The sequence below is a fragment of the Sphingomonas desiccabilis genome (assembly GCF_004135605.1).
GTDB classification, from domain to species: Bacteria; Pseudomonadota; Alphaproteobacteria; order Sphingomonadales; family Sphingomonadaceae; genus Sphingomonas; species Sphingomonas desiccabilis.
In genome coordinates this window covers 127,604-151,913 of the sequence record NZ_SDPT01000004.1, presented here as the reverse complement: position 1 = coordinate 151,913, position 24,310 = coordinate 127,604, and the positions used below count along the sequence as shown (strand labels likewise).

The following is a 24,310-nucleotide window of genomic DNA, read 5'->3' as shown; positions in this document are numbered from 1 at the left end:
ACTCCGTCGAACCGACGTTGCTTCAGCTCAGCTATTGCGACCAAAGTCGCAATAATTAGCGCGAAGTTTACTGCCGGACGGGATGCTCGTAGCTAAAATGCAGTTGTCCGATCGCGAGCCCCGTGGCGATTGGCGCCGCCGTCGGCTCCTACGGCGCTTCATCCACCAGCAGGACGTGCAGGTATCGCGGGCCATGCGCGCCGCGCACATATTGTCCTTCGATGTCGGTAGTGCCGGAGACGCCGGTCACCCAATAGTGGGCGCGAGCCTCCCGCAGACGTGCTGGAATGTCTTCAAGGTGGGCCACGATCGTTCGAGCTTCAACCACCACCACATGATGGAGCGCCAGGAAATTTGGCAGCATGGGAGTGGCAGGGCCGGTCTCGAATATCAGCGAGCCCGTTTCCGCCACGCCGGCGATCGCCCGCCCGACCGCCGCCGCTTTATCCGGCGCGCAGGTCTCCCGCAGCGCAATGCCGCTCCAGTCGCAGGCGCGCAGGCGCGGGTCCGGCGGCAGGTAGATCGAGCGGGGGAGGGCAGTTGCGTCCAGATAGGCGGCTGCGGCAGCGGGAATGCCCGACCAGTCGCGCACCGGCTCGAAGGTGGCCGCGACGCTCGCAAGCCCCAGTTGCGCCAGGAACTGCGGGATGAGCGCTTCATGGGCTAGGAGGGGGCGCTCAGGATCGTTTGCCAGGATCGCCGCCTCGCGGGCGATCGCACCGGCTGGCCGAGAGCCTTCCAAGCGGCCGAGGATGGCGTCCCGAGCGCTCACCGGCGCCGCCCTTGCGCATATTGTTCCAGGAAGGTCTTCCCCTCGGGCGCGGGAAGATCACGGTGCCGGGTCCACGCTCCCGCCAACGGCAGCCGCGAGATCCAGCCCGCCCGCGCGCGCTGCCGCATGACACGTACCGCGAGCGCACTCCCGAGGCGGTAGAGCCGCGGGTGTCGCACGCCCCATGCCCAGAGCCCCAGCGCCCGGCGCACCGTCTGCGGCTCCAGCCCTTCCCGCCAACTCTTCTCCCGCCATCCCCGTAACAGCGTGGGCAGGGGGATTTTGACGGGGCAGACCTCCTGGCACTTGCCGTTCATCGTGCAGGCATGGACCAGGTCGCGGTTTGCCGACAGCCCGTCGAGGGCAGGCGTCAGCACCGCCCCCATGGGGCCGGGATAGGTGCTGCCATAGGCGTGGCCCCCGATCTGGCGAAACACCACGCAATGGTTCATGCAGGCTCCACAGCGAATGCAGCGCAGCATTTCCGCCAGACCTTCTTCGCGCATCTGTGTACGGCCGTTGTCGACCAGCACGATGTGCATTTCCTCTGGACCGTCGCGATCGCCGGCACGCTTGGGGCCGGTGTAGAAGGTGGTGTACTGGGTAAGCGCCGCGCCGGTGGCCGACCGGGCGAGCATCCGCAGCATGTGGATGGCGTGCGGCAGCGACGGCACGACCTTCTCAATGCCGGCCGTCACGATATGAACGCGCGGCGGCATGATCGAGAGCTCCGCGTTGCCCTCGTTCGTTACGGTGCAGACGCTGCCGGTGTCTGCAATCAGGAAGTTCGCACCGGAGATGCCCACGTCCGCGTCCAGCATCGCGGAGCGAAGGTGGCGCCGGGCGCTTTCGGCCATTGCCGCAATCGTTTCTTCCAGATGCGGCTCGCGGTGCCGGGCACGAAATAGCGCAGATACCTGTTCGCGGGTCTTGTGCATCGCCGGCCAGACGATGTGCGAGGGGCGCTCGCCGGCCAGCTGGATGATGTGCTCGGCAAGATCCGTCTCGATCCGCTCGATCCCGGCTTCGGCGAGTGCATGGGGGAGGCCGATCTCCTCCCCCAGCATCGACTTCGACCGCGCGACGGAGCGCGCGTCGGCACGCTTGCAGATGCCGATGACGATTCCGCAGGCTTCGTCAGCGGTGCGCGCCCAGTGGACGGTGGCGCCGGCGGCTTGGGCATTGGCCTCGAACTGCTGGAGGTAGTGGCCGAGGTTCGCGACAACATGGTCCTTGATCACCGCCGCACGGGTACGTGCCGCCTCGAAGTCCGGAAAGGCGCCGACCGCGGCGGCACGCTTGGCCTCGGCAGTACCAGCGGTGCGTTCGACCGCAATCTTCAGGACAGGGTCGGCGAGTGCATCCTCGACGCGTTGGGTGAAGCCGCTCATGGCTCCTCGCCGATGGCCGGGCCGTCGGCCATGCCTGCCAGCACCTCGATGGTGTGAAACACGCGGGTAGGCGCACCGCGCCGGTGGAGCTTTCCCGCCATGTTCATCAGGCAGCCGAGATCGCCCGACAGCAGCAGGTCCGCCCCGCTGGCCTCGACTGCCGCCGCCTTTTCCTCGACGATCGCGTTGGAGATGCTCGGGTATTTGACGCAGAAGGTGCCGCCGAAGCCGCAGCAGGTCTCCGCGCCGGAAAGCGGCATCTGGCGAAGCCCGGCTACCGCTGAGAGCAGCCGGCGCGGCTGTTCCTTGATGCCGAGCTCACGCAGACCCGAGCAGCTATCGTGATAGGCGACGCTCGCGTCGAGTGCGGCCGCCGGCCTCCACCCAAGTACGTCGTCCAGATAGGTCAGGATTTCGAACGTGCGTGCCGCAAGTGCTTCGGCACGCGACAGCCATCCCGGATCCGTCGCGAGCAGTTCCGGATAGTGGCATCTGATCGTGCCGGTGCAAGATCCGCTCGGCACTACGACCGCCTCATAGGGCTCGAGTAGCGCGATCGTCCGGCGGGCGATTGCGGCAGCGCCCTCGCGGTCGCCCGAGTTGAGTGCGGGCTGCCCGCAGCAGGTTTGGCTCCGGGGGACCACCACCTCGCAGCCGGCGTCTTCCAGCGCGGCGAGTGCGGCAAAGCCGACGCGCGGCCGCATCGCGTCCACTAGGCAAGTGACAAAGAGCGCGACGCGGGGGCGGGGAGAAGGGCTCATGTCACTCCGCATCCGGCGGCGAAGCGCGAACCGGGCGCTCCGACCCCCTCATTGCAGGTTCACGTACATGCCGCCGTCCACCAACAGCGCCGCGCCCGTGACATATGCGGCCATGTCGGAAGCCAGGAACACGATCGGCCCCACCATGTCTTCCGGCTGGCCAAGGCGTCCCAGCGGCGTTCGCGCCTCCATGTACCGCCGCTTCCCGTCGTCCGCGAGATCCTCCTTGTTGATCTCGGTAAGGATGGTGCCGGGGAGCACCGAATTGCAGCGGATGCCATGCTTGCCGAGCGCGATCGCGGTCGACTGCATCAGCGAATGCACTCCGGCCTTCGTGGGCGTGTAGTGGGTCTGGAACTCGCCGCCGACCAGGGCGGAGATCGAGGACACTGCCACGATCGCGCCACCGCGGCCTTGCGCCACCATCTGCCGTGCCGCGGCCTGCACCATGTAATAGGCACCATGGAGGTTGACGCGGAAGGTCCGCTCCACCGTCTCCGTCGGCATGTCGAGAAAGGCATGGAATGGGCAGATGCCGGCGTTGCTGATCATCACGTCGACACCGCCGAAGGCGTCCACCGCACGCGCGACGAAGTCGGTCGCCGTCGCCGCGTCGGCGACATCGCCCTTTACAGCCAGACCGCGCCCGCCGGCTGCCTCGATCGCTGCGATGCAGCTTTGGGCGTCCTCGTCGCGGCTATGGTAGTTGATCACCACGTCGGCGCCATGCTGGGCTGCACCGATCGCCGCCGCTCGCCCAATCCCGGTCGAGGCGCCGGTGACGAGCACGGTCTTTCCTTCCAGCAGCTTCACGATCGGCAATCCTCTTCCTGCTATCGGCGCTTCTGGGAGCGCGCCTTGGGGGACCAGCCGAGATCGCGGCTGATCTGTTCGGCGGTACCGCGAACCTCGTGGCTGAGCGCGCCCATCCGCTCGTCATCCATGTACTGCGCCGCGCTCGACAGGCTGATGGCGGCGACGATCTTGCCCGAAGCGTCGCGGACCGGGGCCGCCACGCAGCGAATGAGATCCTCATTCTCCTCAAGGTCGAAGGCGTGGCCGGCACGGACATAGCCGCGCATCCGCTCGAGCCAGGTGGCATAGTCGATCGACGGCGCGCCCTTGCCCTGCTCGCGCTCGAACGCGCGCTGCCATTCGGCTTCGGGGGAGTCGAGCAGCAGGGCCTTGCCCAGGCCCGTGGAGGTCAGCGGCTGGCGATCGCCCACGCGGCTGGAAATGTCGACCCGGCGGCGGCCGGGGATCTTGTCCAGGTAGAGCGCGAGCTCGCCGTCGAGCCGCCCGAAATGCACCGTGTCCTCACTCTGGGAGGCCAGCGCCTCCATCCGCGGACGGGCGATCTGCACCACATCGGCCTGGCTCTGCGCCAGGAAGCCGAGCTGCAGGAGCTTGGGGCCCAGCTGATAGCCTTCGCGCGGGAGGTAGGTCACAAAACCGCGATCGATCAACGCATTGGCCAGCCGGTGGGTAGTCGAGCGGGTCAGCCCCATGCGCGCGGACAACTCCGCGAGCCGCACCGGTCCGTCCACCACCTGGTCGAGCAGGTCCAGCCCGCGAAGCAGCGTCTGGCTTCCCTGCACCTTCGACGGCCGCTTGCCGTCCAGCAATTCTTCGTTTGACGCGGTATGTTCCATCTCGTAACATCCTATCCCACAAATTGAGAATGTAAATGGGCCCGGCGTACTGGGCAGGTTGAGGCTGAAACTCACCTCATAACACTGAATTGCGCACCATGTGATGGTATCGGTAACAGTGAACAACTTCGACCGCTGACAAGAGCGGCGACCAGGAAAGGGGATGGTGCGAATGGAGTACACCGGGCTTCCCAGGATCAAGCACGTCCGCGCGTTCACCGTACGAGGCGGTGGGGCAGATTATCACGACCAGGGCGAAGGCCACTGGATCGACGATCACATCGCCACCCCGATGGCGCGCTATCCCGAGTATCGCCAGTCGCGCCAGAGCTTCGGCATCAACGCGTTGGGCACGTTGGTGGTGGAGATTGAGGCGGAAGACGGCACGATCGGCTTTGCGGTGACGACCGGCGGCGAGCCCGCCTGCTTCCTTGTCGAGCGGCACCTCGCCCGCTTCCTCGAAGGCCGCAACCCGGCGGAATATGAGAAGATCTGGGACCAGATGTACTTCTCGACCCAATACTACGGCCGCAAGGGGCTGGTGGTGAATGCCATCTCCGGCGTCGACCTCGCGCTGTGGGACCTGCTCGGCAAGCTGCGCGGCGAGCCGGTACATGCGCTGCTCGGCGGGGCGGTGCGCGACGAGCTGCAGTTCTACGCGACCGGCTCGCGGCCGGACCTGGCCAAGGACATGGGCTTCATCGGCGGCAAGATGCCGCTCCATCACGGCCCCGCGGGGGGGATCGAGGGGCTCAGGAAGAACATTGCCGAACTGGCGACGATGCGGGAGCGGGTCGGCCCCGACTTCTGGCTGATGCTCGATTGTTGGATGGCGCTCGATGTCGACTATGCGACCCGCCTGGCTCTTGCCGCGAACGAGCACGGCCTCAAGTGGATCGAGGAGGCGATCAGCCCCGACGACTATTGGGGCTATGCGGCACTGAAGCGCAACGTGCCCCGGGGCATGCTGGTCACCACCGGCGAGCATGAGGCGACCCGCTGGGGCTTCCGCATGCTGCTCGAGATGGATTGCTGCGACATCCTCCAGCCCGATGTGGGCTGGTGCGGCGGCATGACCGAATTGCTCAAGATCTCGGCGCTCGCCGACGCGCATGGCAAGCTGGTCGTGCCGCACGGCTCGTCCGTCTACAGCTATCACTTCGTCATCACGCGCCACAACTCGCCTTTCGCCGAGTTCCTGATGATGCATCCGGCTTCAAGCGAAGTGGTGCCGATGTTCCACCCGCAACTGATCGGCGAGCCTGTGCCGGTGAACGGCCGCCTGCGCGCGAGTGCGCTCGACAAGCCCGGTTTCGGCGTCGAGCTCAACCGCGACCTGCCGATGCACCGCCCCTACGCGCGCTGACCCACCCCATTTGCCAGATCCAACGAAAGTAGCTCTTCCATGAAATTCTGCCGCTTTGGTGCCCGCGGATCCGAGAAGCCCGGCGTCGTCGACGCGCAGGGCGTGCTGCGCGACTTGTCCGCCATGGTCGACCGGTTGACCGTCGCTGCGATCGCCTCGCTCGGCGACCTCGACGTCGAGAGCCTGCCCGCCGCCGAAGGGGCCCCGCGGTATGGCGTGCCCGTCGAGGGCATCGGCAAGATTGTCGCGATCGGGCTCAACTACGAGGACCATGCGATCGAGTCCAACCTGCCGATTCCGACGGAGCCGGTGATGTTCATGAAGGCGCTCTCCAGCCTTACCGGACCCAATGACGAAGTGATGATCCCAAAGGATTCCACCCACACCGATTGGGAGGTCGAGCTGGGCGTGGTGATCGGGAAGACCTGCCGCTACGTCGAGGAGGACGACGCGCTGGCGCATGTGGCCGGCTTCACGGTCGCCAACGACGTTTCCGAACGCTTCAATCAGAAGGAGCGCGGCAGCCAGTGGTCCAAAGGGAAAGGCCATGACACCTTCTGTCCCGTAGGTCCCTGGTTGGTAACCCCGGACGAGGTCGCCGACTGTCAGAGCCTGGACATGTTCCTCGACGTGAACGGGGAGCGGATGCAGACCGGCAACACCCGCACCATGATCTTCGGCGTCAAGCAGATCATCAGCTACGTCAGCCGCTACATCACCCTCTATCCCGGCGACCTGCTGATCACCGGTACCCCTCCGGGGGTGGGCGAGGGCAAGAAGCCCGACAAGATCTTCCTCAAGGCGGGGGACACGATGCGCCTGGGAATCGCCGGACTTGGCGAGCAGCAGCAGAACGTCGTCGCGTGGCGCCACTTGGGTGACGAGGTGCTGGGGTGAGCGTCTTCCCGGACCGGTTCGCCGGGCAGGTTGCCGTCGTCACCGGCGGTGCCTCGGGGCTTGGGCTTGCCTCCGCCAAGCGGATCGTCGCCGAAGGCGGCAAGGTCGCGCTTTGGGACGTGGATCCAGAGGCGCTCGCCGCTGCGAAGCATGGGATCGGGGCGGCGCATGTCGTCGCTCTCGACGTGTCGGATCAGCCGGCGGTCGAATCGGCTGCGGTCGCTACCTTCGAAGCGTTCGGGCGGATCGATGTGCTCGTCGCTTCCGCCGGCATCACCGGCGCGACCAAGCCGGCGCACGAGTTCCCGATCGACAGCTGGCTCCGGGTGATCGATATCAACCTCAACGGCATCTTCTACTGCGCCCGCGCGGTGGTGCCGTACATGCTGCGCCACGGCTATGGCCGGATCGTCAACGTGGCGTCGGTCGCGGGCAAGGAAGGCAATCCCAATGCGTCCGCATATTCCGCGTCCAAGGCAGGCGTGATCGGCTTCACCAAATCGCTCGGCAAGGAACTGGCGGGTAGCGGTATCATCGCGAACGCCCTGACCCCGGCCACCTTCGACAGCCCGATCTTGAACCAGCTGCCGAAGAGCCAGGTCGAGTACATGCGCTCCAGGATCCCAATGGGGCGCCTGGGCGAGGTCGAGGAAAGCGCGGCGATGGTCTGCTTCATGGCCAGCGAGGAGTGCAGCTTCACCACGGCCGCGACCTTCGATACCTCCGGAGGGCGCACGACCTTCTGAGCTGCCCCCGTTCCGAGCGCGACCCCCGGCAAGAGGCGGCGCGTCACACGAGAGGAGACCCATGGAAGCCATTCCGTTCGTCGACGCCCATGTCCATCTCTGGGATCTCGGCCACATCCGGTATCCCTGGCTGACCCCGCCCTTCGCCGAGGGGCCCGCGGGCGTGACCGAGCCCATTGCCCGCGACTATCGCCTCGACGACTATTGTGCCGATGTCGGGCGCTGGAACGTCCGGGGCGTCGTCCACATCGATGCCGGCGCCGACCCTTCGCAGGCGCTGGACGAAACCAAATGGCTCGAGGCGATGGCTGCCGAACGCGGCATGCCCAACGCCATCGTCGCCTTTGCGCCGCTCCATGATCCCGGGGTCGAGCCGCTGCTGGAGGCGCAGGCCGCCAACTCCCACGTCCGCGGCATCCGCCAGATCGTCAACTGGCACACCAATCCCCTGCGGACCTACACGCCGCACGACGTCACCCAGGCCGACCAATGGTGGGCGGGCTTCGGCCTGCTCGCGCGCTATGGCCTGTCGTTCGACCTGCAATGCTATGCCGGGCAGATGGCGGGTCTGGCCCCCCTGATCGAGCGGCATCCAGACATCCCGGTCATCATCAACCACATCGGCATGCCGATCCCGACCGAGCGGGAGGGGCTGACCCGCTGGCGCCACGGATTGCGCACGCTCGCGCAATCCCCGCACGTCGCAATCAAGCTGTCGGGCGTCGGCTTCATCGACCGGGCCTGGACGGTCGAAAGCATCCGGCCGTTCCTGCTGGAGGCGATCGATCTGTTCGGGACAGACCGCTGCCTGTTCGCAAGCGACAGTCCTACCGACAAGCTGTTCGCCCCCTTCGACCAGCATCTTGAAGCCTATCACGCGATCGTCGCCGACTTCTCGGAAGACGAGCGTCGCGACCTGTTCGGGCGCAATGCCAACCGCGTCTATCGACTGGAGCTCGACCTGTGATGGGCGCAAATCCGCTGCTGGGCGTGCTGTTCCACTGGATCGGCGGCCTCGCCTCCGCCAGTTTCTACGTCCCCTACAAGGGCGTGAAGCGCTGGAGCTGGGAGATCTACTGGTTGACCGGCGGCGTCTTTTCCTGGCTGCTCGCGCCGTGGTTCTTTGCCGCGATCCAGACCGAGGACCTGCTCGGCGTCCTTTCCCGCACGCCCACCCCCACCTTGTTGTGGCCGGTGCTCTTCGGCCTGCTGTGGGGCTTCGGCGGCCTCGGCTACGGCTTGGTAATGCGCTACCTCGGGCTGTCGCTCGGCATGGCGGTGGTGCTGGGGTTGTGCACCGTATTCGGCACGCTGATCCCGCCGATCTTCCAGGGCGACTTCCAGGAGAAGCTGCTCGACACGCCATCGGGCAACATCATCCTGTTGGGCCTGGTCATGACGCTCGCGGGGATCGTCGTTGTCGCGATGGCGGGCGCGCGCAAGGACGCCGCACTTTCGCCAGAGCAGAAGTCAGCGGCTGTCGCCGAGTTCAACTTCCGCAAGGGCATTGTAGTCGCGGTTTTTGCCGGCATCATGTCTGCCTGCTTTGCCTTCGGTCTTGCCGCGGGCGAACCGATCAAGCCGCTGTCCGCTGCGGCCGGAACGGGCCCGCTGTGGACCGGCCTCCCGGTGCTGTGCCTCGTCATGTTCGGCGGGCTCGTCACCAACGCTCTCTGGTGCGCGTTCCTGATCCTGCGCAACCGTAGCGCAGGCGAGTGGCGCGGGGGCGGGAAGGGCGCCGGGGCGCCGTTGCTGCGCAACTACCTCCTGTGCGCGATCGCGGGCACTGCCTGGTATTTCCAGTTCTTCTTCTACACCATGGGCGAAAGCCAGATGGGCCGCTTCGGCTTCTCGTCCTGGACGCTGCACATGGCGAGCATCATCATTTTCGGGACCCTGTGGGGCTTTGCGTTCCGCGAGTGGAAGGACGCGCACCCGCGCGTTCGCGCGATGGTGTGGGGTGGCGTCGCCCTGCTGGTACTGGCCACCGTGGTGATCGGCTACGGCAACCTCCTGGGCGCATGAAGTGAGGCTGAGGATGCCGGGTACACCCGCGCGTTCGATGGAAGACTATCGAGGTTGATCGCCCCGCGCCGGGTCAGGCGGAGCGCAGCACATTGTCGGAAAAGGAGCGCGCTTCGACCTCGGACCAGTCGAGTTCCTCCAGCAGGCGACGGTAGATATCCTCTGCGACGTCCCCGTTCTGCCGCATCTCGTTGAGCGCGGTGCGCTGATGCTCGACGACCTTGAGGTGCAGCGTGTCGAAGTCGGAGGGCGCTTGCGGATCCTCGGCATGCGCGGCGACTGCCCCCGCGGCGCCGTAGCGGACGCGAAGCGCCTTGGCAGCATCGCTCTCGTCGCCGGCGAGCACCGCGACGCCAGCGTCGATGATCCGTCGGCGTGCCGTACCCAGCTTCGTCGCCAATCCGGCGTCCTCGCCGATGTCGAGCCATCGGATCAGGGGCCCCAGCGTCAGCCCCTGGACGACGAGCGTGCCGATGACGACGGTGAACGCGGCGAGCACGATCAGGTCGCGTCCGGGCATGCCGGCCGGAAGGGCGAAGGCGGTGGCAAGCGTCACCAGTCCGCGCATCCCTGACCAGCCGAGGATCAGCGCGGCACGCCAGGGCGGCGGCTTGGGAAGCCAGGCGGGTGCATGATGGCGCGAGATCAAGCCTTCGAACGCGCGCACCAGCAACACCCAGGCGAGCCGCGCACCCAGCACGGTCGCCAGCACGACCAGGGAAAACACGATCGCGGGAAGCCGCTCGGCGCTGTCCAGCCGCAGGAGCACGTCGCGGGACTGCAGCCCCATGATCATGAAGGCGACCACGTTGAGGACCAGCACGCCCGCAGACCAGACCGCGCGGCTCTGGATCCGATCGCGGGCAGGCTGGCCGAGGGGACGCCGCTGCGCCACCAGCAGACCGAACGCGACCACCGCCAGTACGGCGGAAAGATGGAGCCGCTCCGCAAGCAGCCAGATCGCGAAGGTGACGGCGAAATCGGCGAGGCTCGAGCCGAGCGTTCCGGAAAAGAGCGGGACGATCCGCAAGTACAGCCAGGCCGCCGCCAAGCCGAACAGGATGCCGCCGGGCGCTGCTGCGGCGAGAACGAGCGGGGTGGTGGCCGTGTCGGTGTTCGTGGCCAGCGCAACCGCCAGCCCGAACAAGAGAAGGGCGGTGGCGTCGTTGAGCAGGCTTTCTCCTTGCAGCAGCAGCAGGCCGCGGCGCGGTATTCCCACTTCGGACAGCACGGCCTCTGCCGCCGCGGCATCGGGCGGTGCGACGATCGCGCCGAGCGCGAATGCTGCGGCAAGCGGAAGTCCGGCCACGGCGACGCCAACGAACGTGACGGCGGCAGTGGTCACCAGCACGGCGAAAACCGCCAGCGACAAAAGCGGAAACCAGAAGCGGCGCAGGCCCCTCAGGCTGGTGTGAAAGGCGGCGTGAAGCAGGGCCGGGGCGATGAACAGCGCCATCGCCAGGGCCGGATCCACGTCGATGTCGGGTGCAAAGGGCAGCAGCGCGAAGCCGATGCCGGCCGCCGCCAGCAGCGTCGGATACGGGACGTTGAGCTTGCGCGCGACGACCAGCAGCAGAAGCGCCGCGACGAGGATCGCATCCAGGCCTTCGAATAAATGCACCCGGATCAACGGTGCGCGCAGCGATTGGCTCCAGCGCCCCCGGCGACGACCCGCCGCTGGGCGCCGGAGCCTTGCCGCGCGGCCGCTGAGGTCAGCGCGCCTGCGGGCGCGGCAGCTTGGTACCCAGCAGGACCAGCCGATCGCCGGTGATCCCGAACCAGTGTGGAACTCCCGCCGGGATCAGGATGACGTCGCCGGGAACCAGCTTGCGGGTCGTGCCGCCAGTGATCCGGCTTCCTTCCGTCAGCCCGGGTCGGGTGACCTTTGCCTCCTCGAGCGTCCCGCCGGAGATCATCGTGCCGGCACCTGCGACGACCAGCGCGTATTCGGCCTCCTCCGGATGTACGGCGGGACGGCCGGGCGCCTTCCAATATTCGAGCGCCGCTATCGTCTTGTCGTCGCGCACCAGCGGCCGGCTGGAGAAGCCTTGCCCCGGCTTCATGGCGCGGCCCATCTCCTCTACCTGCGCGGCTACGTCCGCGGCGCTCGCAAAGCTGGTGGGATCGCCGCTCTGCGCTGCGGCCGGTGTCGCTGTGATGAGCAGCAGTGCTGCGCAGGCGCTCCGCCGCAGAAGAGAGCGCACGGACGAGTGGCGCGCTTGCGACGACGACGTTTTGAAAAGCTGCATTACGGCCCCTCCTGTTCGACTTCTTTCGTCGAAGCCTAAGCTGCTGCCGCAAGGATAGGAAGCGGCGAGAGAAACCACCCTGACATCGGCGATCCAATGAAATTCTGGACGGGTTTGCTTTCCGGAGGTGGCAGGGACGTGTTTCCCTTGTTAGCCTGCTCGTCGTGCCCATCGGCCCCGACGGCCGGGAAAGAAAAAAGGGGGAGAGGATGATCGTGGCGGAACAGGGAAGTGGCCTGACGCGGCGGGACTGGCTCGGCGGCGCTGCCGCGACCGCGGGCTTGCTTGCGATACCGGGACAGGCGGCGGCGCGTCGCCTCCGGCCGAGCGACCGGGTGAATGTCGCGGTGATCGGCGCCGGCGGCATGGGCGCGCAGAACATGGCCAAGCTCACCAGCCAGAACATCGTGGCGCTCGCCGACGTGGACTTCGATCACGTTGCTAAGAGCTTCGTCGACAACAAGGGCGTTGCTCGGCCTGAGATGCAGCCCCTGAAGGCCGCCTATGATCGAGCCGCCCGGTTCGCCGACTACCGGCGCATGTTCGACGCCCGCAAGGACATCGACGCGGTGGTGATCGCGACGCCGGACCACCACCATGCCATCGCCGCAAAGCAGGCGATGGAGCGCGGCCTTCATGTCTATGTGCAAAAGCCGCTGACCTATACGGTGCGAGAGGGCCGCACGCTGCTGGAGGTCGCCCGGCGCAATCCCAAGCTCGTGACCCAGATGGGCAACCAGGGCCATTCCGGCGACGACGGGCGCCGTGTGGTCGAGTGGATCCGTGCGGGTGTGATCGGCCGAGTGCGCGAAGTGCATGTCTGGACCAATCGCCCGCTGTGGCCGCAAGGCGAGGCCCGTCCCGCGGCGGTCGCTGCCCCCTCCAGTCTGGACTGGAACCTCTGGCTCGGGCCGGCGCCGGTGGATTGGGGCTACCACCCCGATTACGCGCATTTCAACTGGCGTGGATGGGTGCCGTTCGGCGTCGGCTCGCTCGGTGACATGGGCGCGCACCTCGTCGACTTCCCGGTCTGGGCGCTGGAGCCAGGACTTCCTACCCGCATCGAGACGCGCCACAGCCGGTGGGGAGGCGACACGGACATCTGGGACGGCAAGCCGCCCGCCGATCTCGGCAGCTACCCGCTCGCCAACATCACGACCTATCAGTTCGGGCGGGCGAAGGGCGGGCCGCTCACGATGACGTGGTACGACGGCGGGCTGATGCCGCCGACTCCCACGGCCATGCCCGCGACCGCGCGCATGAACCCGGACGGCGGCGTGCTCTATGTCGGGGACCGCGGCATGCTGATGCACGAGACCTATGGGGAGAAGCCCGTGCTGATCGGCGATGGCGTGGCCGAGCGCGCTGCCGCGGTGCCGATGTCGCTGCCCCGGATTCTGGGTGGGCGCGACGGGCACGAGATGAACTGGATTCGCGCGATCCGGGGCGAGGAGGCGATCTCCTCGCCATTCTCGGTGGCCGTGCCGCTCACCGAGACGATGCTGCTCGGCATGGTCGCGCTGCGCGCCGACCAGCCGATCGAATATGATGGCGACCGCATCACCAACGTCGCCGAAGCCAACCAATTTCTGGATCGGGAGTATCGCAAGGGATGGGCACTATGATCGCAGCAATCGCAGCCAGTGTAACCCTGCTGGGGGCCGCGATGGGCACGGCCGCCGTAACGGGCCAGTCGGGGCCGCGCCCGGAGGATACCGAGGTCTGGCAACCGACGCCTCCGGTCGTCGCACCGGGGCCTGCCACCCAGACGCCGACTCCTTCCGATGCGGTCGTCCTGTTCGACGGAAAGAACCTCAGCCAGTGGGTCTCCACGAAGGACAAGTCACCCGCGCGCTGGACGGTGGCCGATGGCGTGCTGACGGTACGCAAGGGGACCGGCAACATCGAGACGAAGCAACGCTTCCGCAATTACCAGCTCCACCTGGAATGGCGTATTCCGGCCAACATCACGGGAGAGGGGCAGGCGCGGGGCAACAGTGGCCTCTTCCTGGCATCGACCGGTGACGGCGACAACGGATACGAGCTTCAGATCATGGATAGCTTCCGCAACAAGACCTACGTCAATGGTCAGACCGGCAGCATCTACAAGCAGTTCGCGCCCCTCGCGAACCCCGCGCGTGCCCCAGGCGAATGGCAGAGCTACGACGTGATCTGGACCGCCCCGGTATTCGCTGCCGACGGCTCGGTGACGAGCCCGGCCTATGTCACCGCCTTCATGAATGGGGTTCTGATTCAGGATCATGTCGCACTGAAGGGCGAGACCACCTACGTCGGCGCGCCGGCATACAAGGCGCATGGGGCCGCGCCGATCAAGCTGCAAGACCATGGCGACCCGAGCCCCCCGATCAGCTTCCGTTCGATCTGGATCCGCGAACTGAAGTGACGGCGACGCTGGCGGCCCAGAAGGGCCGCCAGCCGGCAGGCGCTAGTCTGACACCCTGTTGTTCCCCGAGCTGCATGGCGCAGAATCCGTGCCATCGCCGCCCGTACCCCTCGCCACGTGGGAGACACCACGAGCCTTCCTGCACTTCGGTGCGTGCTGCGGGCAGTGTTGCTGCGTGGACGCACCTCGCCCGTATACTTTCAAGCTGTGCGCAAGTCCTTGACACCCTCTCTACTAGATTGAACAAGTAAATTACTTATTCGAAACCGGGAAGGACATCGGTCGACGAGGGAGGGTGGGATGGTTGCAGGAAATGTTTCCGCACGTCGTTTCGCGTTGTTGGCTACGTCCGCAATTGCGTTCGGCACGTTCGATGCCGCCGTCGCGCACGCGCAAGATCTCAGCCAGGTCGACCCGGAGGCGACGGAGCGCCCGCAGGATTCGGTCGCCGCTCCCACGCAGTCGGACAGTGACGCCTCCGATATCGTCGTGACCGGCATCCGCGCCGCTCAGGCACGCGCGATCGAGGTAAAGCGCGAGGCGGATAGCGTCGTCGACGCGATCAGCGCCCAGGACATCGGCAAGCTGCCGGACGTCACCATCTCGGACTCGCTGCAGAGAATCCCCGGCGTTCAGATCCGCCGTGAGGCGGGGGAGGGCGGCGCCATCAACATCCGCGGTCTGCCGCAGGTGACGACCCTGATGAACGGCGAGCAGTTCCTGGGCGCCAACTCCGTGACCACGGTGCAACCGAATTTCACCGACATTCCCTCGCAGCTCTTTTCGGGCGCGACGGTCTTCAAGTCGCCGACCGCCTCGCTCCAGCAGGCCGGTCTTTCGGGCACGGTCGACCTGCTCACCCGGCGTCCCTTCGACCTCAAGAGCGGACTGACGGTCGCGGGCGCGGCCGAGGCGCAATATGGCGACAAGACCGAGAAGTGGAACCCGTCCGCCAACGGGCTGGTGTCGTATAATTCGGGACGGTTCGGGGTTCTGGTCTCGGCCGCCTACAGCGACCTGACCCTCTCGAACAGCTTCCGCGGTATCCAGGACTATGGCGTCACGCTTCGCAACGAAGGCGGCAGCGCGACGAACCCCGGCGATTTCGCAGTCGGCAACTACCAGCGCGATGCCAACGGCCGAGTCCTCTACAACACCACTCCGAACACGGACGGAGACCCCGCAACCTCCTGCGTCGTTCCGGACCCCGTCGGCACGCCGCCCGCTGTCGGGGGCACGCGCTGCTCGCCACTACTGGTCAGTCGCGGCACCCCGGTGCGCAACGGCGCTGGCGAGATCGTGGGCTTCGACGTCAACGGCGATGGCGATGCGAACGACGCCTTCATCACGCCGCAGTCGCATACCGCCTGGAATCGCATCACCAGCCGCGAGCGTTTCGGCGCGAATGCCTCGTTGCAGTTCGAATTCTCGGATGCGTTGCGGCTGACGGCCGACGGCTTCTACACGAAGCAGACGCAGTATGACCGTACTGCCGGCTTCCAGTTCCAGATGGTCGACTGGCAGTCTTCGCCGTTCCTCCCCACGGCTTCTCGTGACACGGGCGCGGTGGTCAACGGGTATAATCTCAACACCGTACAGAGCTATGCCTATGACCTGCCGAACTTCGACAGCTATGCGGAGACGTTCCGCATCCGTTCGGAGTCGCAGAACTACAACGTCCAGCTCGACTGGAAGCCGAGCGAGCAGTTCAGCGCCACGGTCCGCGGCATCTACGGAAAGGCCAGCCGCAAGCTGGACCAGTCCTATGCCCAGTTCAACCTGACGGACGGCCATCAATGGGCGTACGACGGCGTCGGCAACTATCCGGGCGGGGACATCCGTTTCAATCCCACCGGCTACCGCGTCTACAGCCAGGACGCGACCGTCGACTATAGCAGCGGCAAGCCGGTGTTCGGCTTCTCGCAGGCGTTCCTCGATCAGGTCGGGGACGTGTCGCGCTACGGCCTCAAGACCATTTCCTCGGAAAACAACATCTACCAGGATGGCGATCTGTGGGCCCTGCGCGGAGATGCCGAGTGGAGGGCGAGCGACAGCTTCCGCCTGAAGTTCGGCGGCCGCTACGGCGAGCGCAGCGTCGACCAGTTCACTTTCGAACGCATCTCGCCCTTCTATGCGGGCAACACCGACAATCCGGCCAATCCGGCGGGCGGCTGCTACGTCAAGTGGAAGGCGTTCGACGTCAACCTGGGCGACAATGCGTGTCCGGTCCGGGATGCGGCAGGCAATCCCTACACTGCAGGTCTCACGCGCCAGGGGAACGACCCGGTCTTCGCCGGCCTGATGAAGCAGTATCAACTGCCTGCCGCCGGCGCGCCGACGCTGTGGGTGCTCGATCCCAAGGCGATGGACGATTCCGAGGCGTTCCAGAACAGCTTCTATCCCGGCAGCGTCAACAATGTGAACCCGGCGGACTCCTTCGGCATCAAGCTCAGCCAGATCTCCGGCTATGCCGAGGTTGCCGGCGAAGGCGAGCTGTTCGGCCTGCCGTTCAAGGCGAACGGCGGCGTCCGCGTCGTCAACACCCGCTTCACCGTGCGGCAGAACATCGTCGGCGTACCGCAGCCCTATGGCGTGTCCGGCGTCGACGCCGGGGATCTGCTAACGAAGCGTGAATTCACCGACTTCCTGCCTGCCTTCAACGTCGCGGTGGACCTCAGCGAAGGACTGCGATTCCGTGCCGCCTTCGCCAAGACGATGACGCTGCTCGACTTCCTGCAATGGGGCGGCGGCCTCAACGTCAACTATGCGATCAACACCGCCACGGGGCTGTTCGAGGCTCGTGGCGCCAACGCGCGCGGCAACCCGCAGCTGGAGCCGTGGCGCGCGGACAATGCCGAGGCGAGCCTCGAATACTACACCGGCCAGTCCAGCCTGGTCGCGCTCGGCGCGTTCTACATCAACGCCGACAGCTTCATCGAGAATGCGACGGTTATCCGGAACGACATCCCCGATAACGATGGGGTGATCCGCCGGCCGGTCCCCGTCAGCACGACTCAGCAGGGCGAGGGCGGAACGCTGAAGGGCATCGAGGTATCGGCCCGCCAGGCGCTCGCCGATTATGGGGTCGATGGCTTCCTGAGCGGCTTTGGCTTGGATGCGAACTACACGTTGTCGCTCGGAGACACGGGACGGGTGGATCTGGCCGGAAACGACCAGCCGTTCCAGGACAACTCCAAGCACCAGATCAACGCCGCGCTCTGGTACGAGAAATACGGCTTCCAGGCCCGGATCGCGTACAACTACCGCTCCAAGCGGCTTGTCTCGTCCGATTACGGCGGCATCGCCGGGCTTGCCCAGTACCAACGGCCGACCAACTATCTGGACGCATCGATCTCGTACGACGTGCTCCCGTACATCACCCTGTACGGCCAGGCGTCTAACCTGACGGCGGAGACGGAGCGCTACTACCTCACGTTCAGCGATCAGGTGCTGTTCGAGAATATCTACGAGCGGCGCTTCATCGCCGGAGTACGCGCCCGCTTCTGACGGCGCCGGAATGGTTCACGTTGCCGCCGCACTCGCGCAAGTGCGGCGGCTTTCGTCTGCGGGCATGCCTTCGCACGGGAGGAACGGACAGGATGGACCCGATCCGAAGCATCGTGATCGTGGGCGGCGGCACGGCCGGTTGGATGGCGGCCGCCTATCTCGCGCGCCGGCTCGACCACCTGCGGCTCTCGATCACGGTGGTCGAAAGCTCCGGGATCGGGACAGTCGGCGTCGGCGAGGCGACGGTGCCCGCGATCCGCGATTTCTTCGCCGCTGTGGGTCTCAGCAATGCCGAAGTGCTGCGCGAGACCGAGGGCACCATCAAATATGGCATCCGCTTCGACGGGTGGAAGGCGCCCGGCCACCGCTTCTTCCACCCCTTCGGCCTCTACGGCGCGCCGGCGCGAGGCGTCGCCTTTCACCATTACTGGCTGAAGCTGCGGCAGTCGGGCGATCCGACCCCGCTTGGTGCCTATTCGCTCGCGACCCAGCTGGCCGAGCAGGGTCGCTTCCTGATGCCCGCGCAGAACCCTGCAAACGACCTCGGCGTCTTCGATTTCGCGGTCCACTTCGATGCAAGCAAGTTCGCCGGGTTGCTGCGTCGACGTGCAACGGCGGCCGGTGTCGTTCACGTCGATGGACGCATCGATCGCATCGAGCGGGATGGGGAGGCCGGCCATGTCGCAGCGGTCCTGCTGGAGGATGGGCGGCGGCTCGCCGGGGATCTCTGGATCGACTGTTCCGGCTTTCGCAGCCTGTTGCTCGGGGAGGCGCTGGAGGTTCCCTATGTGGACTGGCGCCGCTGGCTGCCGGTCGACCGTGCGATCGCGATTCCCTGCCGCCCGCGTGACGCCGCGCCCGAGCCATTGACCGTCGCCACCGCGCGTCGCGCCGGCTGGCAGTGGCGCATCCCGCTACGCCACCGCATCGGCAACGGGCATGTCTATTGCTCCGACTTCCTCGACGATGCGTCGGCGGAAACGATGCTGCTGGAGCAGCTGGAAGGAGAACCGCTCGGCCAGCCCAACCATTTGCGCTTCACCACCGGCCACCGTGCGCGCTTCTGGGAGCGCAACGTCGTGGGGCTGGGGCTCGCCTCGGGGTTTCTCGAGCCGCTGGAATCGACCAGCATTTCGCTGATCCAGACAGGGCTCGAGCGGCTGGTGCGCTTCTTCCCGGACCGCGCCTGTGATCCACGCCTGGCCGCGATCTACAACTATCAATCCGTGCTGGAATTCGAACGGCTCCGCGACTTCCTGCTGCTGCATTATTTCGCGAACGGCCGCCACGGCGAACCCTTTTGGGACCACATGCGGACGATGTCCCCGACCGAGGGGCTGCAGCTCAAGCTCGACACCTGGCGCGTGAGTGGCGAGTTCGTCCGTCGCGAGTGGGAAACCTTCCAAGATCCGAGCTGGCTGAGCCTCTACGCCGGGTTCGAGGATCTGCCCGAGCATCCATCACCGCTCGCCGACCGGTTCAGCATCGCGGAGCTCACCGACACCTTCGCGCGGATGCGGGCGGCGATTGCCGCAACGGTTGCGCAGGCCGAACCCCACGCCGCCTTTCTGGCACGGACTGTGGGTGACGGAGGCGCCAAGCGCGCAGCTACCCGCTAGATCTCGTTTCTCAGCGCACAAATTTCCGTCCGCAGCTTCTCCGCAGCCCCCACGCCCTTGGGCGTGATCGCCAGATAGCGTTGCGCCTCTGCGGAGAAGGCGGGCCAGCGCGGGAGTGCGCCGCCGTTCGGATCGCCCCGCAGCGCGAAGTTCACCCAATAATCCTGGAGCGATGCTCCGCCGCCAATCGGCCGCGCGTCCATCACATATGGGATTTCAATTGCATGGCTGGTGAGGCCGCCATCGGGCGCAAGGTCGAACTCGTAGCTCCACACGGGCCAGCCCTGACGGACGAGCTGGGTGGCGAGCGTGATGGCTGGGCAGCGAAACACCCAGTCCGTCTCGATCTCCAGCGCCGGGTGGCCGAGCCGGGGATCGCGCCCGGGCGTGCCGAACGCGTACAGCCGCTGCGCCTCGGCCGCGCGCCGGCCGTAGACGCGTTGCAGCGTCTCCGTGGTGTCGGTCGTGCCTTTCTTCGGCCCGAACTCGGCACGGTTCGTTCCGATGATGACGTGCTTCCGCGGCGCCTTTGCAAGCAGGCGCCGCGGCGAGGCCGGCAGCACCCGGCCATCGATGGTCGTCTTGAGCCAGAGGAAGCCATTGGTGTGCAGCGACGGATCAGTCAGCTGGGTGTCGATTCCCAGCAGGCGCTTTACCGGGGCCGCGCGGAGCCCGGCGAGACCGTGCCCGCCTGCCAGCTGCTCCGCCTGATCGGCGATCGCAAAGGCATCGCGCAGCGGCCGGAAGGGCTGGCCGAAGCCCGGCGTGCCGCTCTGCAGGATCGCGCGCTGGAACAGGTTCCGTGCGTCTGGCGCCGCAAGCATCAGCGAGACGTCCTGCGATCCTGCAGACTCGCCGAACAGTGTCACCTGGTCCGGATCGCCGCCGAAGCGGGCGATGTTCGCGCGTACCCAACGCAGCGCGGCGATCTGGTCCATCAGGCCGTAGTTGCCGGCGGTGCCGTCGAGCGCCGCCTGCCGGGGAGCGAGGAACCCGAGCACGCCCAGCCGATACTGGATCGCCACCAGCACGACGCCCTTTCGGGTGATGCGCGACTCCACAACGCCGCCGGCCGATCCCGCGCGATTGCTGCCGCCGTGGATCCACACCATGACCGGCCGCTTGCCCGTAAGGTCCGGCGTGCGGATGTCGAGCGTCAGGCAATCTTCGCTATAGTGCGCGGCGTCGGTGCGGTTCCAGCCATCGTCGTTCTGCGGGCAGGCAGGCGCCCGCACCTTGGCGGGGCGCACGCCCTGCCAGGCGCGTACCGGCTGGGGCGCGGTCCAGCGCAGCGTCGCGAGCGGTGGCGCGGCATAGGGGATGCCCTGAAAGACCAGTGCGCCATCCTCCGCGATGGCACCCTCGATCGTTCCGCCGGCGACCGCGACGCGCGGCGGAGCCGGGGCGGCGCCGAGGAGCAGCAGCGCTGCGAACGGCGCGAGGACACGGGCGCTCATCGCGCCACCGTCACCGACTGCTGGGGGACGTTCCACCCGCGCAAGGTGAGCGACGGCGCCGCCGAGACGCTCGCCGGATAGCGTACTTCGATCCGCTTGCGTTCGCCTGGGAGCAGCGCGACGTAGTTGTCGCTGTAATAGGCTGGCAGGATGCGCTCGCCGCGCCCGTCCACCAGCGTCAGCTTGGCGTTGAGCACCGGCACCGCGCCCGGATTGGCCAGGGTCACCGCGATCATCCGGTCGTCGCCATCCGGGATCGGTGCCGCAGCGGTGGCATCCAGCGACGCCTGCGCCAGGTCGTTCAGCGCCCGATACGAAGCCGGGTCACGACCGCGCCAATAGAAGTTCTCCGCGACCACCCGGTTCTGCCTGTCCAGCAGCTGGAGGCTCACCAGCACCATCGGGTTCTGCGTAAAGATCCGGTCGAGCGGTACCGCCCCTAGCCTCGTTGCCTGGTTCGCGGCGGCGTGCACCCGATCGGTTCGGGTGAACAGCTCCCGATTGTCCAGGCTAACCACGCGCGTTCGCGCGGTGAGGCCGGGCACCGCCGCTTGCGTGGTGTTGAGGACCACCAGCTCGTTTCCCGGCAGGTTTAACTGCACGTGCAGCGGCTCGGCGGCCTTCTTCGCCCCATAGTAAGCGGCGTGGGTGTCATAGTCCCAGCTGTAGATCTGCCACGCGTTCGACGGCCACGCCGGGTGCGTCATCCACAGCAGGCGGCCTGAATTCTTGGTCCAGAGATGCCCCAGGAACCCCTCGTACATCGCCTTGTGCGTCTCGAGGTTCATCATCTGCGCCTTGCGCTCGAAGTCGGGGAAGCCGCTGGCGCCACCGAACATCGTGCCCAGCGTCTGCATGAACGTCTTGGTGTCGCCGTTCCCCGCGAAGTGCCAGTCATGGTAGGCAAGGGTGTCGCTGAGCGGCCACAGTTCGCTTTCCGGCACCGATGCGCGCACCGACTCCAGCGTGGAAAGCGACGGGGTGCCCGTCTCGACCGAGAAGCCGGTCGCCAGATCGGTGAAATAGCCGACCGGGGGGCGATAGTTGTACGGGCCCGACCCTTGCAGATTCACCACGTTGGAGCTGCCGGTGAACCAGCGCGTGCCGTCATGTTCGGCGATCACGTCGTCCAGTCCCTCGTTGAGCGTGGGGTAGGGAACCCCCTCGTTGCGGCCGAACCAGAGGATGATCGACGGGTGATTGCGATAGCGCTTCACCGTGTCCACCGCATTGGAGAGGAACAGCTGCGGATCCTGCGGTTCGACCTGGAAATTCTGGGTCGACTGCCAGAAGTCGTTGAGGATCATCATGCCGTTCTCGTCGGCAAGCTCGAAGAATTCCTCCTCGTTGTTGTTGCCCATCCAGTTGCGGATGACGTTCATGTGCGCCTCTTTCTGGAGGCGGAAATAGGGGGCGAGCCGCTCGCGGCTGATCTGCTTCATCGCATCGTCCATGCCCCAGTTGCCGCCGCGCGCGGCGATCGGCACGCCGTTCACACGGATCGTGAGGTGCGGCTCGGGCATCTGCTGCGGCACGGGGGTGACGGCGGGCGACCGCTCGCCGGCCGCAGTCAGCGACTCCGCCCAGCCGCGCGGGCTCTGCTTGATCCCCTCATGCGTCACGTCGATCAGCTTGGTGCCGGCAAGCTTGCCGTCGGTGGTCTGCACGTTGACGCGGCGCAGGGCACCTGCGCTGTCGAACAGCGACAGGTCGTAGCTCACCTCGCGAATGCCGAAGCGCTGCGTCTTGGTGTCCGAAAGCTGGCCGTCGGCGAGCGCCTCCAGCGAAAGCTGATAGAGCGCCGCCTCGCCATAACCGTTCGGCCACCACAGCCGCGGGTTGCGCACGCGCAGCGCCGGGAACTCGGCGGGCGTGAAGACGACCCGGCTCTCCCCCGGCGGCGCCGACACCGTCTTTTCCACCCGTACGTCACCAAATGCCGCGCGCACCGTCACCTGCCGCGCGCTCGTGCCGCCGTTCTCCACCGGCACGGTCACGTGGACATCTGCGACGTCGGTGCGGGGCAGCGGCAGATCGGTGATCACCTGCGGGTCGAGAATGCGGACGTCGCCGTGCGCCACCAGTTCGACCGGACGCCACAGGCCTGTGTTGCGATCGCGGATGCCCGGAATCCAGTCCCAGCCCTCGGTCGCGATGAAGGTTGGGCCGTCGATCGCAAGCTGGCCACCATTCTCGCCGACGCCCGCCGCAATCGACTGTTCGTGCGGAATGCCGGGGTGCGGCGGCGGCGACACGCGGATCGCCAGCCGGTTCTCGCCCGCCACCGGCACGAAATCGAACTGGCCGCGGATGAAGGCGCCCTTGGTGGTGCCCAGCCGCTGGCCGTTGGCCCAGATCTCCGACGCATAGTTGATGCCGCCGAAGATCAGCGTCAGCCGCTTGCCGGCCGCTTCGGGCGGCACGGTGAAGCTGGTGCGGTACCAATAATCCTGGCGCGCCAGCGTCTCGGGAATCGCGAGGTTGTTGAGCCCGTAATAGGGGTGCGGATAGACCCCTCGGTCGACCAGCGTGGTCAGCACCGTGCCGGGTACCGTCGCCGCATGCCAGGTGCCGCTTGCCCGCGCCGTCCGCGACAGAGTGGCCCCATCCTCCTTGACCTCGGGGGCTGCGGCCAGCCGCCAACCGTGGATCGTCCACCGCCCGTCCGCATTGCGGACGAGCGGCGCAGTGGTCTCCGCGGGTCGCATCTTGGGTGCGGTGATCGCCTTGCCGCGTGCCTGGGGCAGGGTCCATGGGTCCTGCTGGCGCCAAAGCCCGGTGTTCGCCTGCTTCTGCCACTCCCAGCCGACGCCCACGCGCCAGATCTGCACCAGGTCGAAGTCGGGGCGGTCGCGGACGGCAGCCGCGATCCTCTCCGGCGTCAGTGCCGTACCGGTGAAAGCGGCGTGCACCAGCGTGCCACCGAAGTGGCGTCCGTCGATGACTGGAGCGATCCCCAGCCGCGGGGCGACGGCCGTTGAAGGCGCTGCCCCGCGCCCCACGCGGCGGCCATCGACATAGAGGGTGAGGGTCCGCCCGTCCGACACAGCCGCCAGATGCGTCCACTTGGCCCGTGCAAGAACAACCCGAACGGAGACCGTCTGCCCACCATCGATCGCTTCCGGCCGGCCTTCGCGCAGTTGAAGCCTTCGCGTCGTGCCTACCGGGTCACCGACTGACACCAGGGTGGCGTCTGTCCGGGCTTCGTCCGGCCAAACCCAAGCCGAGATCGACCAGGGCGCGCCCGCTGCCACTGCCGCGTCGCCGCCTTGCAACGGACGCTCGATGCCGATGCCGCCTTTCAGGAACGCCGCGTTATACGGACCTGCATTGCCGGGTGCCTGCGCCATGCTTGAGGCGGCCGTGCTCGCAAGCAACAGCATGGCGGCAAAGGACAGCGCACGCATTCAGGTCTCCCCCGGATTGACGCGGCTCCTGCTGTGCCGCTGTCGACAATTGGCGTC

18 protein-coding genes are annotated in these 24,310 nt (G+C 66.7%); 9 read left to right on the top strand and 9 right to left on the bottom strand.

Annotated elements, in window-relative coordinates:
- Positions 1-148 precede the first annotated feature (148 nt).
- The 5 genes from EO081_RS16530 to EO081_RS16510 are packed head-to-tail and all read right to left on the bottom strand — an operon-like array spanning position 149 to position 4,576.
- Entirely contained in the window at positions 149-772 is a 624-nt protein-coding gene (locus EO081_RS16530) for a LutC/YkgG family protein (protein WP_129343534.1), read from the bottom strand.
- A complete protein-coding gene (locus tag EO081_RS16525; protein WP_129343533.1) occupies positions 769-2,163 on the bottom strand; it encodes a lactate utilization protein B in 1,395 nt (464 codons plus the stop codon). The genes EO081_RS16530 and EO081_RS16525 overlap by 4 nt, the downstream gene beginning before the upstream one ends.
- The gene (locus EO081_RS16520; protein ID WP_129343532.1) at positions 2,160-2,924 is read right to left on the bottom strand and encodes a (Fe-S)-binding protein; all 765 of its coding nucleotides are present in this window, start codon (positions 2,922-2,924) and stop codon (positions 2,160-2,162) included. The genes EO081_RS16525 and EO081_RS16520 overlap by 4 nt, the downstream gene beginning before the upstream one ends.
- A 48-nt stretch (positions 2,925-2,972) precedes the next feature.
- The gene (locus tag EO081_RS16515) at positions 2,973-3,737 is read right to left on the bottom strand and encodes an L-rhamnose 1-dehydrogenase Lra1 (RefSeq protein WP_129343563.1); all 765 of its coding nucleotides are present in this window, start codon (positions 3,735-3,737) and stop codon (positions 2,973-2,975) included.
- Between the two features lie 20 nt (positions 3,738-3,757).
- Positions 3,758-4,576: an IclR family transcriptional regulator gene (locus tag EO081_RS16510; protein WP_129343531.1), complete on the bottom strand. Its 819-nt coding sequence runs from the start codon at positions 4,574-4,576 to the stop codon at positions 3,758-3,760.
- A 163-nt stretch (positions 4,577-4,739) separates the two neighbouring features.
- Here EO081_RS16510 and rhmD point away from each other — a divergent pair, with 163 nt between their 5' ends.
- From rhmD to rhaT, 5 genes are all read left to right on the top strand, one after another.
- Entirely contained in the window at positions 4,740-5,942 is a 1,203-nt protein-coding gene (rhmD, locus tag EO081_RS16505) for an L-rhamnonate dehydratase (protein ID WP_129343530.1), read from the top strand.
- Between the two features lie 39 nt (positions 5,943-5,981).
- Positions 5,982-6,839 carry a 2,4-didehydro-3-deoxy-L-rhamnonate hydrolase gene (locus EO081_RS16500; RefSeq protein WP_129343529.1) on the top strand — a complete coding sequence of 286 codons (858 nt, stop codon included), beginning with the start codon at positions 5,982-5,984 and terminating at the stop codon, positions 6,837-6,839.
- Positions 6,836-7,585: an SDR family NAD(P)-dependent oxidoreductase gene (locus EO081_RS16495; protein ID WP_129343528.1), complete on the top strand. Its 750-nt coding sequence runs from the start codon at positions 6,836-6,838 to the stop codon at positions 7,583-7,585. Before EO081_RS16500 ends, EO081_RS16495 begins: the two co-directional genes overlap by 4 nt.
- Positions 7,586-7,646: 61 nt before the next feature.
- Positions 7,647-8,552, top strand: coding sequence for an amidohydrolase family protein (locus tag EO081_RS16490; protein ID WP_129343527.1), 906 nt, complete (start codon positions 7,647-7,649; stop codon positions 8,550-8,552).
- Positions 8,552-9,610, top strand: coding sequence for an L-rhamnose/proton symporter RhaT (gene rhaT, locus EO081_RS16485; RefSeq protein ID WP_129343526.1), 1,059 nt, complete (start codon positions 8,552-8,554; stop codon positions 9,608-9,610). The genes EO081_RS16490 and rhaT overlap by 1 nt, the downstream gene beginning before the upstream one ends.
- A 73-nt stretch (positions 9,611-9,683) precedes the next feature.
- Here rhaT and EO081_RS16480 read toward each other — a convergent pair whose 3' ends face one another.
- Both EO081_RS16480 and EO081_RS16475 read right to left on the bottom strand, forming a co-directional pair.
- A complete protein-coding gene (locus EO081_RS16480; RefSeq protein ID WP_129343525.1) occupies positions 9,684-11,231 on the bottom strand; it encodes a cation:proton antiporter in 1,548 nt (515 codons plus the stop codon).
- Between the two features lie 91 nt (positions 11,232-11,322).
- A complete protein-coding gene (locus tag EO081_RS16475) occupies positions 11,323-11,859 on the bottom strand; it encodes a cupin domain-containing protein (RefSeq protein ID WP_129343524.1) in 537 nt (178 codons plus the stop codon).
- 209 nt (positions 11,860-12,068) lie between these two features.
- Between EO081_RS16475 and EO081_RS16470 the strand changes: the two genes are divergently transcribed.
- From EO081_RS16470 to EO081_RS16455, 4 genes are all read left to right on the top strand, one after another.
- Entirely contained in the window at positions 12,069-13,484 is a 1,416-nt protein-coding gene (locus EO081_RS16470) for a Gfo/Idh/MocA family protein (protein ID WP_129343523.1), read from the top strand.
- Positions 13,481-14,263 (top strand): 3-keto-disaccharide hydrolase, encoded by a 783-nt coding sequence (locus tag EO081_RS16465; protein WP_129343522.1) that lies wholly within the window; start codon positions 13,481-13,483, stop codon positions 14,261-14,263. Before EO081_RS16470 ends, EO081_RS16465 begins: the two co-directional genes overlap by 4 nt.
- Before the next feature lie 300 nt (positions 14,264-14,563).
- Complete coding sequence (locus tag EO081_RS16460; RefSeq protein WP_129343521.1) at positions 14,564-17,770, top strand: TonB-dependent receptor; 3,207 nt, start codon at positions 14,564-14,566, stop codon at positions 17,768-17,770.
- 92 nt (positions 17,771-17,862) lie between these two features.
- On the top strand, positions 17,863-19,389 hold the full coding sequence (locus EO081_RS16455; RefSeq protein WP_129343520.1) for a tryptophan halogenase family protein: 1,527 nt from the start codon (positions 17,863-17,865) through the stop codon (positions 19,387-19,389).
- On the opposite strand, the gene EO081_RS16450 is transcribed toward EO081_RS16455, so the two are convergent.
- Positions 19,386-20,846, bottom strand: coding sequence for a carboxylesterase/lipase family protein (locus EO081_RS16450; protein ID WP_129343519.1), 1,461 nt, complete (start codon positions 20,844-20,846; stop codon positions 19,386-19,388). The two genes, EO081_RS16455 and EO081_RS16450, sit on opposite strands and share 4 nt — an antisense overlap.
- A complete protein-coding gene (locus tag EO081_RS16445; protein WP_240697747.1) occupies positions 20,843-24,253 on the bottom strand; it encodes a glycosyl hydrolase 2 galactose-binding domain-containing protein in 3,411 nt (1,136 codons plus the stop codon). The genes EO081_RS16450 and EO081_RS16445 overlap by 4 nt, the downstream gene beginning before the upstream one ends.
- Positions 24,254-24,310: the final 57 nt, after the last annotated feature.